This is a genomic window from uncultured Aquabacterium sp., assembly GCF_947366995.1.
Taxonomy (GTDB): Bacteria; Pseudomonadota; Gammaproteobacteria; order Burkholderiales; family Burkholderiaceae_C; genus Aquabacterium.
On record NZ_CANBCC010000013.1, the window covers coordinates 12884 to 25630 of the forward strand.

Annotated in this window: 12 protein-coding genes; 7 read left to right on the forward strand and 5 right to left on the reverse strand. The window is 67.9% G+C overall.

Going from position 1 to position 12747, the window contains the following annotated elements:
* Positions 1 to 71: 71 nt before the first annotated feature.
* From Q0Z44_RS05700 to Q0Z44_RS05715, 4 genes are all read left to right on the forward strand, one after another.
* On the forward strand, positions 72 to 1115 hold the full coding sequence (locus Q0Z44_RS05700) for a 2Fe-2S iron-sulfur cluster binding domain-containing protein (RefSeq protein WP_298011178.1): 1044 nt from the start codon (positions 72 to 74) through the stop codon (positions 1113 to 1115).
* A gap of 42 nt (positions 1116 to 1157) precedes the next feature.
* Positions 1158 to 2354, forward strand: a complete 1197-nt coding sequence (locus tag Q0Z44_RS05705; protein ID WP_298011179.1) for an alkane 1-monooxygenase — start codon at positions 1158 to 1160, stop codon at positions 2352 to 2354.
* Positions 2355 to 2428: 74 nt separating this feature from the next.
* Positions 2429 to 3886, forward strand: a complete 1458-nt coding sequence (locus Q0Z44_RS05710) for an NAD(P)/FAD-dependent oxidoreductase (protein ID WP_298011180.1) — start codon at positions 2429 to 2431, stop codon at positions 3884 to 3886.
* A gap of 71 nt (positions 3887 to 3957) precedes the next feature.
* Entirely contained in the window at positions 3958 to 5403 is a 1446-nt protein-coding gene (locus tag Q0Z44_RS05715) for a SulP family inorganic anion transporter (RefSeq protein WP_298011181.1), read from the forward strand.
* 60 nt (positions 5404 to 5463) lie between these two features.
* Here the strand turns inward: Q0Z44_RS05715 and Q0Z44_RS05720 are convergent, their stop codons facing one another.
* Positions 5464 to 5802: an RNA-binding protein gene (locus Q0Z44_RS05720; RefSeq protein ID WP_298011182.1), complete on the reverse strand. Its 339-nt coding sequence runs from the start codon at positions 5800 to 5802 to the stop codon at positions 5464 to 5466.
* Positions 5803 to 6120: 318 nt separating this feature from the next.
* Positions 6121 to 6933, reverse strand: coding sequence for an exodeoxyribonuclease III (locus Q0Z44_RS05725; RefSeq protein WP_298011183.1), 813 nt, complete (start codon positions 6931 to 6933; stop codon positions 6121 to 6123).
* A gap of 15 nt (positions 6934 to 6948) precedes the next feature.
* Between Q0Z44_RS05725 and pyrE the strand changes: the two genes are divergently transcribed.
* The 3 genes from pyrE (at position 6949) to Q0Z44_RS05740 (ending at position 9289) form a co-directional block, all read left to right on the forward strand.
* Positions 6949 to 7626 (forward strand): orotate phosphoribosyltransferase, encoded by a 678-nt coding sequence (gene pyrE, locus Q0Z44_RS05730; RefSeq protein ID WP_298011184.1) that lies wholly within the window; start codon positions 6949 to 6951, stop codon positions 7624 to 7626.
* A gap of 63 nt (positions 7627 to 7689) precedes the next feature.
* Positions 7690 to 8442 (forward strand): DUF4124 domain-containing protein, encoded by a 753-nt coding sequence (locus Q0Z44_RS05735; RefSeq protein ID WP_298011185.1) that lies wholly within the window; start codon positions 7690 to 7692, stop codon positions 8440 to 8442.
* A 112-nt stretch (positions 8443 to 8554) separates the two neighbouring features.
* Positions 8555 to 9289 (forward strand): hypothetical protein, encoded by a 735-nt coding sequence (locus Q0Z44_RS05740; RefSeq protein WP_298011186.1) that lies wholly within the window; start codon positions 8555 to 8557, stop codon positions 9287 to 9289.
* Positions 9290 to 9305: 16 nt separating this feature from the next.
* Here Q0Z44_RS05740 and Q0Z44_RS05745 read toward each other — a convergent pair whose 3' ends face one another.
* From Q0Z44_RS05745 to gatB, 3 genes are all read right to left on the reverse strand, one after another.
* Positions 9306 to 10682 carry a GAF domain-containing protein gene (locus Q0Z44_RS05745; protein ID WP_298011187.1) on the reverse strand — a complete coding sequence of 459 codons (1377 nt, stop codon included), beginning with the start codon at positions 10680 to 10682 and terminating at the stop codon, positions 9306 to 9308.
* A complete protein-coding gene (locus tag Q0Z44_RS05750; protein ID WP_298011188.1) occupies positions 10679 to 11164 on the reverse strand; it encodes a hypothetical protein in 486 nt (161 codons plus the stop codon). Before Q0Z44_RS05750 ends, Q0Z44_RS05745 begins: the two co-directional genes overlap by 4 nt.
* 81 nt (positions 11165 to 11245) lie before the next feature.
* Positions 11246 to 12724, reverse strand: coding sequence for an Asp-tRNA(Asn)/Glu-tRNA(Gln) amidotransferase subunit GatB (gatB, locus tag Q0Z44_RS05755; protein WP_298011189.1), 1479 nt, complete (start codon positions 12722 to 12724; stop codon positions 11246 to 11248).
* Between the last annotated feature and the right edge of the window lie 23 nt (positions 12725 to 12747).

The following is a 12747-nucleotide window of genomic DNA, read 5'->3' on the forward strand; positions in this document are numbered from 1 at the left end:
AATCCGCGCCCTGTGCAGCGAGGGCCTTGATTTCTACGATCCCGTCATCCTCACGCCCCTCCTGACATCCCATGCTGTCGCTTGTCACCCGTCTGTTTGCGCCCAAGGGGCCCGTCACGGCCCACATCAACGCCCGCCCGGTGGCGGTGGCGCCGAAGGAAACGCTGCTGCAGGCGGCGCTGCGCGAGGGCATCGCCTTTCCGCACAGCTGCCGCGTCGGCGGCTGTGCCACCTGCAAGTGCAAGCTGGTGTCCGGCAAGGTGCGCGAGCTCACGCAGAGCGGCTACATCCTGTCCGATGAGGAGCTGGACCAGGGCTACATCCTCGCCTGCCAGGCGCTGCCGCAGACCGATGTGCGCATCGAGGTGGACCTCTCGGCCCTGCCAGCACGTCGGCAGGTGGGCGGCCGCATCGTGAGCCAGGAGCGGCTCACGCACGACATCGTGCAACTGCGCGTGCAGCTCGACGAGGCGCTGGCCTACAAGGCGGGCCAGTTCGCCGACCTCACGCTCGACAGCCTGCCCGGCGTGGCGCGCAGCTACTCGTTTGCAACGCCCGTGCAGCCTGATGCGCAGGTGAGCTTCTTCGTGCGCAAGGTGCCGGGCGGGCGCTTCTCGACCCTGGTGGTCGACCACGACCTGAGCGGCCAGCGCCTGACGGTGCACGGCCCGGGCGGCGACTTCTGGCTGCGGCCGGCCGACGCACCGCTGGTGCTGGTGGCCGGCGGCAGCGGTCTGGCGCCCATGCTCGCGATGCTGGCCGATGCGCGGGCGCAGGGTGTGGCGCGCCCCGTCACGCTGCTGTTCGGCGCCCGCCTGCAGGCCGACCTGTATGGCATGGAGGCCATCGAGGCCTTCGCCCGGGGCTGGCCGGCTCCCTTCCGCTTCGTGCCGGTGCTGTCGGCCGAGACGCCGGGCAGCACCTGGCTCGGCGCCCGCGGGCTGGTCACCGACTTTCTGCCGGATGCCGTGCTGCCCGGCGCCCACGCCTACCTGTGCGGGCCACCGCCCATGGTCGACAGCGCGCGCGAAGCCCTGCTGCGCCAGGGCGTGGCCGCCGCCGACATCCATGCCGACCGTTTCACCACGCTGTACGACCGTCCGCAGGCCGCCTGAGGCCGGGCCCGCCATCCCACACCAAGAACACGGAGACACACCATGGCCCTCTTCCACTACCTCAAGTATTTCCTCTTCCATGCCATCGGGCTGATGTCCCTGGCCTTCATCCTTGCAGGGGGCGCCTGGGTCACCGGCGGGCTGCTCACGGTCCTCGTCATCTACATGGTGGGCGATGCCGTCTGTGGCGATGACACGTCCACGCCCGCCTTCCGTCATCCCGGCATCCTGACCTTCCAGCTTTGGATGGCGCTGCCCTTGCTGACGCTGATCGTGTTCGCGGCGGTGTGGTCCGTTAGCCCTGGGGATCCGCTGGGCTTCGGTGCGGCCGTCACCGGCCTCACTGGGTACGACGTGCTGGCCGCGCGCGAGGGCACTTTCTGGGCCCATCATGTCTCCACCATCCTGCTCACGGGCCTGATGATCGGCATGGTCGGTACCATCACCGCGCACGAACTGACGCACCGCACCTGGGATCCGGTTTCGATGCTGATCGGCCGCTGGCTGCTGGCCTTCAGCTTCGACACCATCTTCTCGATCGAGCACGTCTACGGCCACCACCGCTACGTGTCCACCATCGACGACCCCGCTACCGCGCCGCGCGGCCGCAACGTGTACTTCCACGTGGTGGCCTCGACGATCAAGGGCAATGTGAGCGCGTGGCGCATCGAGCGCCGCCGCCTGCAACGCGCCGGCCAGGCCGTGTTCGGCCCGCACAACGCCGTGATGCGCGGACACCTGATGAGCGTGCTGCTGGTGGCAGGCGCGGGGGCTTTGGGCGGCTGGGTGGCGGCCGGCTTCTTTGTGGCCTGCGCGCTGTGGGGCAAGGCCCTGCTCGAGATCGTCAACTACATGGAGCACTATGGCATGGTGCGCGACCCGCAGACGCCGGTGCAGCCGCGCCATTCGTGGAACACCAACAAGCGCATCAGCTCGTGGTCGATGTTCAACCTGACGCGCCATTCGCACCACCACGCGCAGGGCGAGGTGCCCTACCAGGATCTGAAGCCCTTCCCGGATGCGCCCATGATGATCAGCGGCTACCTCACCACCATCGTGGTCGCCATGATCCCGCCGCTGTGGCACCGGCTGATGACGCCCAAGGTGCTGGAGTGGGACCGCCGCTACGCCACGCCCGACGAGCGCCGCCTGGCCGCCGAAGCCAACGCCCGCAGCGGCATCCCGGCGCTGATGGCGCAGGTGTCGTCGCCCGCGCCTCAGCGTGCACGGGCCGCCTGAGCCACACGCCCCGCACCCAGGGGGGCGGGTTTTCATTCTGACAATGACCGTGGTCAATTGCGCACAATGCCGCGATGCAGTACCACACCGCCCTCATCATCGGCAGCGGCTTCGGCGGCCAGGCTGCCGCCGTCAACCTGCGACGCATCGGCATCGAAGACTTCCTGATCCTCGAGCGCCGGCCGTGGATGGGCGGCACCTGGAGTCAGAACAGCTACCCCGGCGCCGCGGTCGACGTGCAGTCGCCACTGTATTCGCTCTCGTTCGAACCCTATCCGTGGACGCAGATGTTTGCCGAGCAGCACGAACTGGTCGAGTACACCAACCACGTGCTGGCGAAACACGGCTTGCGCGACAAGACCCGGCTCAATGCGAACGTCACGCAGGTTCAATGGGACGAGTCCCGTCAGCTCTGGCAGGTGCACACGGCAGGGGCGGGCACGTTCGAGGCGAAGTACGTCATCAACGCCTCGGGTCCGCTGAGCACGCCGGTGATCCCGAACTTCAAGGGCCGCGACACCTTCCAGGGCCGCAGCTTCCACACCAATGCCTGGGACCACGGCTACGACCTGAAGGGCAAGCGGGTGGCGATCGTCGGCAGTGGGGCGAGTGCGGCCCAGGTCATCCCGGCCATTGCCCCGGAGGTCGGGCAGCTGCACGTGTTCCAGCGCACGCCGCACTGGGTGTTGCCTCGACCCGATCATGTCTTCTCGCGCTTCGAGCGCGCGCTGCTGAAGAACCGCGTCATCTACAAGCTGCTGCGCACGGCCATCTACTGGGGGCTGGAAAGCCGCGTGATCGGCTTCAAGTACTCCAAGACCATGCTGAACGTGGTCGCGCAGCGGGTGGCGCTCAAGCACATCGAGCGGCAGATTGCCGACCCGAAGATCCGCGCTGCCGTCACGCCCGACTACACCATCGGCTGCAAGCGCATCATCCTGTCGAGCACGCTCTACCCCGCGCTGTGCCGCCCCAACGTGCAACTGCACCCCAAGGACGACGGCATCGCCGAGATCAACGAGAAGGGCATCCTCACCGCCACAGGCCAGCAGATCGACCTCGATCTCATCGTGTACTCCACCGGCTACGACGCCACCGACGGCGTCATCTCCTATCCCGTGGTGGGCAAGGGCGGCAAGTCGGTGCAGGACTTCTGGGCCGCCTACCCGCGTGCCTACCTGGGCACGACCATGCCGGGCTTTCCCAACCTGTTCGTCGTCACAGGCCCGAACACCGGCATCGGCCACACCTCGGCGATCTTCGTGATCGAGGCGCAGATGGAGTACATCCGCCGCGCCATCGCTGCCACCGAGAAGCATGGCGCGAAAGCCATCGAGGTCAAGGCGGAGGCCGAGGCCGACTACACCGCCATGATCCACCGCGAGATGAAGCAGACCGTGTGGCAGGCAGGGGGCTGTCGCAGCTGGTACCAGAGCAAGAGCGGCCATGTGATTGCCATGTTCCCTGGCTTCAGCTTCACCTTCCGCCAGCTTGCCAAGGCCTTCAAGCCCGCGCACCACCGTTTCAGCTGAGCCGGCCCGGACCTGTACCATCGCGGTCCCGCGGCCCGTCGGCTGCGGTGCACCGGCCGATGGGGTCTCTCATGAAAGCTTCACACCTGCGGGCCGATGTGCTCGCCGGCATCACCACGTCGTTCGCGCTCGTGCCCGAGTGCATTGCCTTCGCGCTGGTGGCCCACCTGCACCCGCTGATGGGGCTGTACGGGGCCTTCATCCTGTGCACGATCACGGCGCTGTTCGGTGGCCGGCCCGGCATGGTGTCGGGCGCGGCCGGGTCGATGGCCGTGGTCATCGTGGCCCTGGTGGTGCAGCACGGCGTGCAGCACCTGCTGGCCACCGTGCTGCTGTCCGGGCTCATCATGCTGGCGTTCGGCCTTCTGAAGCTGGGCAAGCTGGTGCGCATGGTGCCCCACCCGGTCATGCTCGGCTTCGTCAACGGGCTGGCCATCGTCATCGCCACGGCCCAGCTCGAACACTTCAAGCGCGATGGCGCCTGGCTGACCGGCACGCCGCTGGCGTTGATGGCCGGGCTGGTGGCCGCCACCATGGCGGTGGTCTACCTTCTGCCCCGCCTGACCCGCGCGGTGCCACCCGCCCTGGTGGCCATCGTGGGCGTGGGGCTGGCCGTGGCCATGCTGGGTCTGCCCACGCGCACCCTGGGCGACATGGCGCACATTGCCGGCGGCCTGCCGGTGCTCGCCTGGCCCGACCTCGCCTGGAACCTCGACACGCTGAAGACGATTGCGCCTTACGCGATCGTGATGGCCATGGTCGGTCTGCTCGAGACCCTGCTGACGCTCAACCTCACCGACGAACTCACGGAAAGCCGGGGTGACCCCGACCGCGAGTGCGTCGCGCTCGGCAGCGCCAACATCGTGTCGGGCCTGTTCGGTGGCATGGGCGGCTGCGCCATGATCGGCCAGACCGTGATCAACCTGCGCTCCGGCGGGCGAGGGCGCCTCTCGGGTGTTGTGGCCGGCGTGATGGTGCTGCTGTTCGTGCTGTTCCTGTCGCCCCTGATCGAGCGCATTCCGCTGGCCGCACTGGTCGGGGTGATGTTCGTGGTGGCGCAGCAGACCTTTGCGTGGGCCTCGCTGCGGGTGATCCGCAAGGTGCCGCTCAATGACGCGCTGATGATCGTCGCGGTCACCGTGATCACCGTGCTGACCGACCTGGCGGCGGCCGTGCTGTGCGGCATCGTGCTGGCGGCGTTGAACTTTGCCTGGCAGCACGCCCGCGCGCTCTACGCCGACAGCCACGTCGAGCCCGATGGCAGCAAACGCTACCGCGTGCACGGCACGCTCTTCTTCGCATCGGTCACGCCGTTCCTGCAGCAGTTCGATCCGGCCGGCGACCCGCCCCTGGTCACGCTCGACTGCGCTCACCTGAGCTTCGTCGACTACTCGGCCGTGGAGGCCCTGCGCACCCTGCGTGAGCGCTACGAGCGCGCCGGCAAACACCTGCGTGTGGAGCATCTGTCCCCCCGCTCCCGGCAACTGCTCAAGCGGGCCGGTGTGGCGAGGGGGTAGTCGAAGGCCCGAAAAAAAACCGACTCAGAAGAGCCGGTCTTTCAAAGGGCGCGATGAGCCTCAGTAGCGACCGCCACCGTAGCCGCCCGTGCCATAACCCACGTCCGAACGTTTGGTGGCGGTGTAGCCGCCCGAGCCGCTGCCCTTGTCTTCGCGGGGACGCGCCAGGCTGACGACAATCGAACGTCCATCCACGGACATGCCATTCAACCCGGTGATGGCGGCCTGGGCGGCTGCGGCAGAAGCCATCTCCACGAAGCCGAAGCCCTTGGAGTTGCCGGTGTCACGGTCCGTCATGACCTTGGCAGACGACACGCCGCCGAATTCGGCGAAGTTGCTTTTGAGGCTGGCGTCGGTCACGGAGTAGGGCAGGTTGCCCACGTAGATCTTGCTGCTCATGGAAGAGCCTTTCTGGAGGAAGTGCACCGTCGCGATGCGGGTGAGCGAATCTGCGTCCGCAGCGACGGGATGTGTGAAGGGAGCTGCGGGGGGCAGCTCGCTCGGCACGGGGGAGGGCGGCCAGCGCGCGGGCTGCCTGCCATGAGTCGGGAAGGGGGCGCGGGCGCGCAGGAGGGCGCGGTCGGCCAAGAGGTGGCGCGGGCTCGGGCGGCCAGCGCAGGCGGTCTTTATATCACCGAATAATGTTTTGGGTGATGAATATCATCGCTGGTTTTAAAGGCGGTCAACGCATCCCGCGTGGAGCCGCCTCCGTTCCGGTCACAGGCTGAAGTCGTAATCCACCGTCAGCGGCGCATGGTCGCTGAACCACGTGTCCTTGTAGATGCTGGCGGCGCGGGCGGTTTCGGCCAGGGCCGGCGTGGCCAGGTGGTAGTCGATCCGCCACCCCACGTTCTTCGCCCGGGCCTGGCCGCGGTTGCTCCACCACGTGTAGCAGGCGTCGGTCGTGTCGGGGTGCAGCCGGCGGTACACGTCGATCAGTCCCGCGCCGCCGGCCGGGTCGAGCAGCGCCGTCATCCAGGCGCGCTCTTCCGGCAGAAAGCCCGAGTTCTTCAGGTTGCCCTTCCAGTTCTTGAGGTCGGCTTCCTTGTGCGCGATGTTGACGTCGCCCACCAGGATGAACTCGCGCTCGGCGCGCAGCCGCGCCAGGTGCGGCGCGATCATGTCCAGAAAGCGGTACTTCGCCGCCTGGCGTTCGTCACCGCTCGAGCCGCTCGGAAAGTAGCAACTGATCAGCGAAAGCTTGCGCCCCGGCTTGTCGAAGCGCAGTTCCACCCAGCGCCCCTCGGCGTCGAACTGCGTGGTCACGTCGTGCGTGCCCAGGCCGATCAGCACGTCCGACGGCTCATGGCGCGTGTAGATGCCCACGCCCGAGTAGCCCTTCTTCTCGGCGTGGTGGAAGTGGCCCTGCATGCCCGCGATCGTGCGGAGTGCCGGCGGCATGTCGTCGGCGTGGACCTTCAGTTCCTGCACGCCCATACAATCGGCCGACACCGATTCTGCCCAGGGCACCAGGCCCTTCGTGGCCGCAGAGCGGATGCCATTGACGTTCAGAGAGACCAGACGAAACACGAGACACCATCCATCATGAGCACCACCCTTTCGAACGACTCTCTGGCCCAGGACTTCGTGGCCTTCGCGGTGCAATCGCAGGTGCTGCGGTTCGGGGAATTCAAGACCAAGGCAGGGCGCCTGTCGCCCTATTTCTTCAACGCCGGCCTGTTCGACGACGGCGCCAAGCTCGGCCGTCTGGCTGAATTCTATGCACGTCGGCTGATCGCGTCCGGCCTGCAGTTCGACATGCTGTTCGGCCCGGCCTACAAGGGCATCACGCTGGCGGCGGCCGTGTCGATCGAGCTGGCCCGCCTGGGCCACAACAAACCGTTCGCCTACAACCGCAAGGAAGCCAAGGACCACGGCGAGGGCGGCACCCTCGTGGGCGCGCCCGTGCAGGGCCGCGTGCTGATCATCGACGACGTGATCTCGGCCGGCACCTCGGTGCGCGAGTCCATCGAGATGATCAAGGCCGCCGGCGCCACCCCTTGTGGCGTGACCATTGCCCTGGACCGCCAGGAAAAGGCCACGGCCAACGGCCAGGATGCCGCCGAGAGCGCCGTTCAGCAGGTCGAGCAGCACTACGGCCTTCCGGTCGTGGCCATTGCCACGCTGCGCGATCTGCTGCAGTACCTGTCAGCCCAGTCCGACCCGTCGCTGTCAGCGTTCCACCCTTCGGTGGAGGCCTATCGCCAGCGCTACGGCGTCTGAGCCACCGATGATGGCAGACTGAGGTGGCCGCCACCGGCGGTCTGCGTCATGATGGAGTCCGTGATGAGCCCGATTGCCTTTCGCCGTTCCGTGTCCCGCGTCCGCGCCCTGTGCAGCGGTGCCGGCGTGCGCGGGCGGCGGCGCGGCCCGGGCCTCGCGGCCCTGGGGCTGGCCCTGCTCGGAGGCGTCGATCTGGCTGTTGCGGCGGCCTCCGGCTCTGGCATCTACTCCTGTGTCGACAGTGCCGGCCGCCGTTACACGTCCGACCGACCGATTCCCGAGTGCCTGGATCGCGAGCAGCGTGTGCTTAACCGCGATGGCTCCCAGCGTCAGGTGCTGCCCCCGCGGATGAATGCCGAGGAGCGCGCGGCCGAGGAGGAGCGCCAGCGTCAGCGCGCGCACGCCGAGGCCGCCCGCAAGGACGCCATCCGGCGTGATCGCAACCTGGTGCTTCGGTACCCGAACGAGGCCGCCCACCAGCGCGCGCGCGAAGGGGCGCTCGACGACCTCCGCAAGGCCATTGCCTCGTCCGAGCGCCAGGTGGCGCAGCTGCAGGACGAGCGCAAAGGCCTGATGGCCGAGGCGGAGTTCTACAAGGGCAAGCGGCTGCCCGTCAAGCTGAAAGCCCAGCTCGATGCCAACGAGGCGCAGCAGCAGGCCCAGCGCGACATCATCCTCAACCAGCAGGCCGAGATGGGGCGCATCAACGCGTTCTACGACACCGAGCTGGCGCGCCTGCGCAAGCTGTGGGCGGGGGCCACCCCAGGGTCACTGGAGGCCGATCCGCCCAGCGCCGCCGCGTCGGCGGGGCGGTGAATCAGGGCCTGCAGGCTGCTTAGTGTTTTCTTAAGGTTCTGCTAGCAGAGTCTTAGCAGCGGGCCGGCAGCAGCCTTTCTAAGCTGCGCTCTCCACAACACGGAGAGCAGACATGCCCGATCACCCCCACACCTCGAGCCAGGCGGCCCCGCGTCTGGATCTGTATGCCCCCATTCACAAGGCCTTGCGCGCCTGGATGTTCGACACGCTGCAAAGGGTGGGGCGCACGGATGGGCACGATGCACGCACCTTCGAGCAGACCTTGTCTTGCGTGGCGTCGCTGCTGGCCATCTGCGAGAGCCACATTCGCCATGAGCAAGCCTTTCTGCATCCGCTGCTGGAGCAGGCTCGCCACGATGCGGCCAAGGAGGCAGACGGTGCGCATCTCGACCATGCGCGCGAGATCGCCCACCTGCGTCAGCGGGTCGACTCTCTGAAGCAGGCCGCCCCGGCTGTGCGTCACGCCGCCTTGACGCAGCTGTACCGCGAGCTGGCGCTGTTCGTGGCCGAGAACCTGACGCACATGCACTGGGAAGAGACCGTGCACAACGAGACGCTGTGGGCCTGCTACACCGATGCCCAGCTCATGCAGACCCACGATGCGCTGGTGCAGAGCATCGCTCCACAGGAAATGGCCGAGACCTTGCGCCACATGCTGCCGGCCCTTGCGCCATGCGAGCGCCTCGGCATGCTGTCCGACATGCGCGCGAAGATGCCGGCCGGTGCATTCGAGGGCGTGCTGGCCCTGATTCACGAAGCGCTGAATGTGCACGATGCGGCCGCCTTGCTGCAGGGCCTCGGGCTCCCGCCCGCCCTGCCCGCGGTTTGTTTGCCGGCGCAGGGCTGATCTGAGCGGCCGACCGTCAGAGGCGCTCGATGAGGTCCAGCGCAGCCTGAACATCCAGCCGGAAACGCCCCCTCCCGGTCTTCACGATCTGAATGGGGGCGGCACGCTCGGCCAGGCGACGTTGCAGCAGAATCAGCCGGGCTTCGAGGTTGTCTGCCACATCCGGCAGACCGAGGCTGGCATCCAGACGCAATTCGCGGTTGCTGAAGTCCTGTCGCCCATCGTGATGCCAACTCCGCAGCAGGCGCCACAGGATGGCGCCGGCCACGCCCTTGATCAGGTACTCCTGACCCACGAACACGCTGTGCGTGTGCGGGTGGTGGTGAACGGCCACCCTCTGGAGGTCGGCGTGCGCTGTCGGAGAGCGGGCCGCTGAGGGCGCGGAGTCCGCCGCGACATCGGGCGCGGGCGTCTCCATCGGCTGCAACAGGGACAGGGCCAGGGCCAGCGGCGCGGCCACCGAGACCAGGGCATCCTCATCATCGTGGCTGAAGTGCTGGTCCTCAGTGCTCTCGACCATCAGCACGCCGACCACCCGCCCCATGAGCTTGAGCGGCACGGCCAGCTGGCTGCGTGGGGCCGCCAGGCCAGGCAGGGGGATTTCTTCGCGCAGGCCGCCGTCCAACCCCACGTCCTCGCTGCGTTGCCGGATGGCCCGGGCGTAGGTCTGGGACATCGCCATGTGGCCGATGCGGATGGGCACCCCTTCGCGTGCCGCAATGCCTGCCACCCCCTGACCCAGAGGCACCTCCGCCCCCACGCCCGATGTCTCGTATCCCAGGCTCGCCACCGTGTACAGGCTGTGCTGCGGCGGGTCGATCAGCAGGATCATGCTGTGCTCGATGCGCAGGTGGTCCCGCATGGCAGCGAGGGTTTCGTCGAGCAGCGTTGCCATGTCGTGACAGGCGCTCAGCCGGTCCATCACGGCGCGGGTGCCGGCCGCGATGTCGCAGCGGGGCGCCGGCGCCTGCAGCGTCCTGCGACCCGGAATCATCTCCACCGACTCGACCTCATAGAAGTCAGCGCCCTGCAGGTGATAGACCTTTTCCATGCCGCAGTGCGCGGCAATGCCGGCGAGCTTGGCCTTCATCCGCTCGAAGACGGGGCCGCCGTGCTCGGTGCGCAGGTAGCGCAGCTGCAGACGCACGCCGGCCGCGGTGTAGGGGTCGTCGACCGTGACCGCACAACGCCGCGTGGCGAGGATGTTCTCGCGGCTGCGGTTGAAGAACTGGAAGGACAGGGCCACATGGGCCTCGTCCACGTACTCCACCTGCGACAGGTAGCACAGGTGCGGCACGCCCTCTGCCGAGACCGTGCACATGGTGGCGGGGATCACACCCTCGAACATCCGGCGCAGCCCGCCGAGCGTGATCGCCTGCGTGCCGGTGCTCACGCGTGCACCTCGATCGGGCGGCCCGCGCCGGGGCCGGGGCTCTGGTTCCAGGCCCCATAGGGCGTGAACGTCACGGCGTGCAGGCGGTCCGGGCTGTCGACATCGAGCCAGGCCGACGCGAACACCTCATCGAATCCGAAGGGGCGGATCTCCGTCACGAAGCGCAGCTTGTGTTCGCTCCGGTGCAGCCAGTCTTCGGGCCGTGCCGGCGACACCACCGCGTCCCGCCCCTTGATCTGCACGGTTCTGTGCGTGGTCGGCTGGCACAGCACCACGGCCACCTGGGGCACCTCGCGAATGGCGTCCAGCAGGGTGTCCGCCGCGGGCGAGGAGAGCAGCACCGACAGGCGGTGGTCGGACTCGACCCGGAGGGCCAGCGCCCGGTTCAGCAATGGCAGACCTTGCGCCGTGCGGCCGCCGAGGTGGATCGACAGGCCGATGCGCAGGTAGTCCAGCAGGTCGGGGTGAAGGGGGCGGCTCACGCGCAGGTCCGGTGAGGGGGATGGCCGATTCTGGAGGAAAGCCGGCCCCCTCACAACGCGCGGCCACCCCGCATCGGGGGATCAGCCCGCCAGCTTCTTCTTCAGCAGCTCGTTGACGGCCGCAGGGTTGGCCTTGCCCTTGGTGGCCTTCATGGCCTGGCCCACCAGCGCGTTGAAGGCCTTGTCCTTGCCGGCGCGGAACTCCTCCACCGACTTGGCGTTGGCCGCCAGCACCTCGTCGAGGATGCGCTCGAGCTCGCCGGTGTCGCTCATCTGCTTGAGGCCCTTGGCCTCGATCAACGCATCGACCCGGGCCAGGCCGTCGCCCGCGCCTTCGCCGTTCCACAGCGCGTCGAACACCTGCTTGGCGCCGGCGTTCGAGATCGTGCCGTCGCTGATGCGGCCGATCATGGCGGCAAGCAGTTCGGGCGACACGGGCGAGGCATCCAGCGTCTGCTCGGCCGCATTCAGCCTGCGCGAGACCTCGCCCATCAGCCAGTTCGACACCAGCTTCGGCTGACCGCAGGCCTTGGCCGCCGTCTCGAAGAAGGCGCCGAAGGCCTTGGACTGCGTCATCATCGTCGCGTCGTACTCGGGCAGGCCGTAGTCCTTCACGAAGCGCTCGGCCATCACGCGCGGCAGCTCGGGCATCGTCGCCTTCACGCGCTCCACCCACTCGGGGGCGATCACCAGCGGCGGCAGGTCGGGGTCGGGGAAGTAGCGGTAGTCGTGCGCGTCTTCCTTGGTGCGCATGGCCCGCGTCTCGCCCGTGTCCGGGTTGAACAGCACGGTGGCCTGCTGGATGGCGTAGCCGTCCTCGATCTGGTCGATCTGCCAGTTGATCTCGAAGTCGGTGGCCTGCTGCAGGAACTTGAAGCTGTTGAGGTTCTTGATCTCGCGGCGCGTGCCCAGCGGGCCGCCCGGCTTGCGCACCGACACGTTCACGTCGCAGCGGAACGAGCCTTCCTGCATGTTGCCGTCGCAGATGCCCAGCCACACCACCAGCGCGTGCAGCGCGCGCGCGTACTCGGCGGCCTCGGCGCTGCTGCGCATGTCGGGCTCGGTCACGATCTCCAGCAGCGGCGTGCCGGCGCGGTTCAGGTCGATGCCCGACGACTTCTCGCCGTTGAAGCCGGCGAAGTCCTCGTGCAGCGACTTGCCCGCGTCTTCTTCCAGGTGCGCGCGCACCAGGCGCACCGTGTGGGGCTTGTCGCCCACGAAGAAGCTGACCGTGCCGCCCTGCACGACGGGGATCTCGTACTGGCTGATCTGGTAGCCCTTGGGCAGGTCGGGGTAGAAGTAGTTCTTGCGCGCGAAGATCGAGCGCGGCGCAATGTGCGAGCCGACCGACAGGCCGAACGCGATCGCGCGCTCGACGGCGCCGTGGTTCATCACGGGCAGCGTGCCGGGCAGGGCCATGTCCACCGGACAGGCCTGGGTGTTGGGCTCGGCGCCGAAGCGCGTCGAGGCGCCCGAGAAGATCTTCGATTGGGTCGAGAGCTGGACGTGGGTTTCGATGCCGATCACGACCTCGTAGCCACGGACAAGAAGGGAACTCATGGTGTGTGTCTCGCTGGGCGTTC